Consider the following 4622-nt stretch of genomic DNA (forward strand, 5'->3'; position numbering starts at 1 on the left):
TGGCTCCGGTGCCGCCCGCCGCCCCGGACGCCCAGGTGCTCCCCACCCGCAACACCGCCGCCCTCGCCCCGGAGGACGACTCCCACGGCCTGGGTGTCCCGATCCTGATCGCGCTGATCGCCGGCGCCGGGGTCGCGGCCTTCGTCGTGCGCATGCTGGTGATGCGCCGCCGCACCGAGCCGATGCACGCGGCGGCCGGGCACGAGGGCCCGTTCGCGGCCGACGCCATGGACCCGGCCGAGGAGACCTCGATCGTCGACCCGGCCGAGGCCCGCACCGTCGTCGGCTCCCGCGCCTAGCGCCGGTCGGCCGCCCGGGACCGCTCGCGGGAGGGTGACCCCGGGCCCGCGGGAACGCGCTCGGTGGACGACCGCGGCCGCCCCGCGGCTCCGCACCGGCACGACCCGCAGGCCGGGGAACCACATCGTGGGCCGCTCCCGGCGCTCCGCTCGAACTCGGGCCCGCGGAGCAGGCGCGGCCAGGGACGGGACCTCACGGTCGCCCCGCCGTGGTGTCCTCGCCTCGCGTGGCGGCGAGCAGCTTGGCGGTGTCGAGGAAGTGCCGGATCGCGGCGATCCTTCCCTGGTCGTCGAACGTCCAGAGGTGCAGCTGTTCGTCGCGGTACCGGCCGCCGCCCGGCATCGTGTATTCGAGCGCGACCCGGGCGACCGCGCGGTTGCCGTCGATGATGACGTCGCGGACGTCGAGCTGGTGGAAGGTGTTCGCCCCCATCGCCTCGAAGAACCCGCCGAGCTGGTCCTTGCCGTGGAAGGGCCGGTAGAAGGCGGGGCCGCCGGCGCGCTGGGCGAAGTTGTCCTCCCAGTCGGACTCCCAGCGGACGTCCTCGGCGATGAGGCCCAGCAGCGTGTCGATGTCGCCCGAGCCGAAGGCCCGGTAGACGGTCGCGACGGTGGTGGCGTTGTCGGTGGCGGTGGTCATCTGATCGCTCCTCGGGTCTCGCGCCCCCGGTCGGGGCGCCGTGGTGGCGACGGTCCCGCGGGCCGGTAGCGGGCCGGGTCACCGGGAAGTCACCGGTGCCTCGCGGGCCCGGCCCGTGGGACGCTCGTCGCGGCCACGGGCCGGCGGCGACCGGGGGGCGGCGCGTGGAGTTCCGGGTGCTCGGCCCGTTGGAGGCCGTGGACGACGAGGGTCGTCGCGCCGACCTGGGCGGGGTCCGCGAGCGCACGTTGCTCGCCGTCCTGCTGCTGACCCCGGACACCGTCGTGCCCGCGACACGGCTGGCCGGTGAGCTCTGGGGCGAACGGATGCCGGAGGGCTGGCCGCACGCGCTGCGAGTCCACGTGTCGCGGCTGCGCCGAGCGCTGCGCGTCGCGGGCGGCGAGGGGCTGCTCGCGACGCGGGCGCCGGGCTATCTGCTCGCGACTGCGCCTGAGGTCGTCGACGCGCGCCGCTTCGGCACGCTGGTCGCGCAGGGCCGTGCTGTGGTGGCGACCGACCCGCCGACGGCGAGCGCGATGCTGCGCACCGCGCTGGCGTTGTGGCGCGGGCCCCTGCTCGGCGACGCGCTGGACTCGCCGCTGATCCGCTCGGAGGCGGCTCGGCTCGAGGAGGACCGGCTCGGGGCACTCGAGGAGCGGATCGCCGCCGACCTCGCCTGCGGCCGGCACGCCGAGCTGCTCGGCGAGCTCGACGGGCTGGTCCGCGCGCACCCGGTGCGGGAGCGGCTGCGGGCCCAGCAGATCACCGCGCTCTACCGCGCCGGCCGGCAGGCGGACGCGCTGCACGCCTACGACGACCTGCGCCACCACCTCGGCGAGGAGCTGGGGATCGACCCGAGCGCCGCGCTGGTCCGCCTGCACGGCGCGGTGCTGCGCCAGGACCCGGCGCTCGAGCCCGACCCGGCGCCCGGGCCACGTGACCCGCGCGCCGCCGTCGTCGGCGACCGTGCCGCCGCCCCGGCGCTGCTCGCCGTGCGGGGCGGGGCGTTCGTCGGCCGGGGCGGGGAGCTCGCCCGGCTCGAGTCGGTGTGGGACGCGGCGGGGGCGCTCGGCGCCCGGCTGGTCCTGATCGCGGGCGAGCCCGGCGTCGCCAAGACGCGGCTCGCCGCCGAGCTCGCCGAGCGGGCCGCGCAGGACGGGCCGGTGCTCGCGGGGCGGTGCGACGAGGACCTCGGCGTCCCCTACCAGCCGTTCGTGGAGGCGCTGCGCGACCACGTCGCCCGCGGCACACCGACGACGCTGCGGACCGGGCTCGGCCGCTGGCCGGGGGAGCTGACCCGTCTGGTCCCCGAGATCGCCGAGGTCCTCGGCGACCTGGATCCGCCGCTGCGCGCCGACCCCGAGACCGAGCGCCACCGCCTGTTCGAGGCGGTCGCGTCGTGGCTGGCCGCCGCGGGTGCGGGGGGCAGGGTGCTCCTGCTGCTCGACGACCTGCACTGGGCCCCGCGCCCGACCCTGCAGCTGCTCCGCCACGTCACCCGCTCCCCGCTGACCGCGGCCCTGGTCGTCGTCGCGACCTATCGCGACACCGAGACCGGTCGCGGCCACCCGCTGACCGCCCTGCTCGCCGACCTGCGCCGCCAGCCCGGCGTCGAGCGGATGCACCTCGACGGGCTCGGGGAGGCCGCCGTCGCGGAACTGCTGCACGGCGCGGCACCGGACTCCCCGGTCGACGCGGCGCTGGCGCGCACGATCCACGCCGAGACCGAGGGCGTGCCGTTCTTCGTGCTCGAGGTGCTGCGCCACCTCGCCGAGACCGGCACCCTGCGCGGCCCGGGCGCCCGGCTGCACCTCGAGGAGGCGGGGCTGCCCGACGGGGTGCGCGAGGTGATGGGGCGTCGCCTCACGCGGCTGCACGCCGTCACGGTCGAGGTGCTGCGGGTCGCCGCGGTCGTCGGACCCGAGTTCGACCCGGCCGTGGTCCGTGCGGCCGGCGCCCACGACGAGGACGCCGTGCTCGACGCGCTGGAGGAGGCGTGCGCGGCGCGACTGCTCGTCGAGATCGGCGGGCCGGTGCCGCGCTACCGCTTCGCCCACGCCCTGGTCCGCGCGACGGTGCTCGACGAGCTGACCGCGGCCCGGCGGGCGGCCTGGCACCGGCGGATCGCCGTCGCGCTGGAGGAGGTCGGTCCGAGCGCGTCCGCGGAGCACCTGCCGGCGCTCGCGGGGCACTGGATGCGGGCCGGGGGCGGCGCGGCCGAGCGGGCGAAGGCCCGCGGCTACGCCGTGGCGGCGGGGGAGCGGGCCGCCGTCGCGCTCGCCCACGACGAGGCCGCCACCTGGCTGCGGCACGCGGTCGACCTGCTCGAGCCCGACGACGCCGCCGGGCGGGTCGGCCTGCTCATCGCCCTCGGCGAGGCGCAGCGCCGCGCCGGCGACGTCGCCCACCGTCAGACTCTGCTCGCCGCGGCCGGCCACGCCCGCACGCTCGGCGACGCCGAGGGCCTCGCGCGGGCCGCGATCGCGAACAGCCCGGGCAGCAAGCCCTCGGTCTTCGGGATCACCGACCGGGAGCGGGTCGCCGTCCTGGAGGCGGCCGTGGACGCCGTCGGGCCCGACGACTCGCCCACCCGCGCCCGCCTGCTCGCCGTCCTGGCCCTCGAGCTCTTCCACACCGGCGACCGGGCACGGCGTCTGGCGCTCTCCGACGCCTCGCTCGCCATCGCGCGCCGGCTCGACGAGCCCGGGGTGCTCGCCGACGTCCTCGTCGCCCGGCCGTTCGCGATCGGCGGCCCCGACACGCTGGCGACGCGGCTCGCCGAGACCGGGGAGCTCGTCGACCTCGCCCGCCGGCTGGGCGACCCGGTCGCCGTGCACCGCGCGTGGTGGACCCGGTTCCGGGTGGCGGTCGAGGTCGGCGACGTCGCCCTCGCCGACCGGTGCCTCGACGCGCAGCAGGAGCTGCTCGCCGAGGTCGGCCAGCCGACGCTGGAGTGGATGACCGGGCTGCAGCGGGTGGCCCGGGCCCTGCGCCGGGGCGATCCCGACGCCGAGGCGCTCCACGAGCGCGTCGCCGTCCTCGAGGCTGCCGTCGACGCCGTCGGGCCGGCCGACTCGCCGACCCGGGCCCGGCTGCTCGCCGTCCTGGCCCTCGAGCTCTTCCACACCGGGGACCGCGCGCGGCGCCTCGCGCTCTCCGACGCCTCGCTCGCCATCGCGCGCCGGCTCGACGAGCCCGGGGTCCTCGCCGACGTCCTCGTCGCCCGCCCCTTCGCGATCGGCGGGCCCGACACGCTCGCGACCCGGCTCGCCGAGACCGGGGAGCTCGTCGACCTCGCCCGCCGGGTCGGGGACCCGGTCGCCGTCCACCGCGCGTGGTGGACCCGGTTCCGCGTGGCGGTCGAGGTCGGCGACGTCGCCCTCGCCGACCGGTGCCTGGAGGCCCAGCAGGAGCTGCTGGCCGAGGTCGGCCAGCCGACCCTGGAGTGGATGACCGGCCTGCAGCGGGTCGCCCGGGCCCTGCGCCGCGGCGACCCCGACGCCGAGGTACTCCTGGAGCGCGTGGCCGCCGCCGGCCGCGCCACCGGTCAGCCGGACGCCCGGCTCTACCACGCCATCCAGCTCTTCCAGCTCTGCCGGGACCGCGGCCGGGTCGCCGACGCGGAGGAGATCGTGCGCCAGGTGGTCGCCTGGTCCCCGGAGCTGCCGTCGATCCACGCCGCA

Annotated in this window: 3 protein-coding genes; 2 read left to right on the forward strand and 1 reads right to left on the reverse strand. The window is 78.1% G+C overall.

What is annotated here, in order from left to right; all coding sequences use genetic code 11:
- The coding region (locus AC0CYZ_RS26695; RefSeq protein ID WP_472221004.1) for a hypothetical protein at positions 1 to 299 on the forward strand (299 nt) is incomplete at its 5' end.
- Positions 300 to 492: 193 nt separating this feature from the next.
- Here the strand turns inward: AC0CYZ_RS26695 and AC0CYZ_RS26700 are convergent.
- On the reverse strand, positions 493 to 939 hold the full coding sequence (locus AC0CYZ_RS26700; protein WP_472221006.1) for a nuclear transport factor 2 family protein: 447 nt from the start codon (positions 937 to 939) through the stop codon (positions 493 to 495).
- Positions 940 to 1115: 176 nt separating this feature from the next.
- Here AC0CYZ_RS26700 and AC0CYZ_RS26705 point away from each other — a divergent pair.
- Positions 1116 to 4622 (forward strand): ATP-binding protein (locus AC0CYZ_RS26705; RefSeq protein ID WP_472221008.1); only part of this gene is annotated, 3507 nt, incomplete at its 3' end.

Source organism: Actinomycetospora sp. (assembly GCF_055612215.1).

Coding starts and splice junctions, on each gene's coding strand:
- AC0CYZ_RS26700 (WP_472221006.1), bottom strand. CDS start 939: ATGACCACCGCCACCGACAACGCCACCACCGTCGCGACCGTCTACCGG.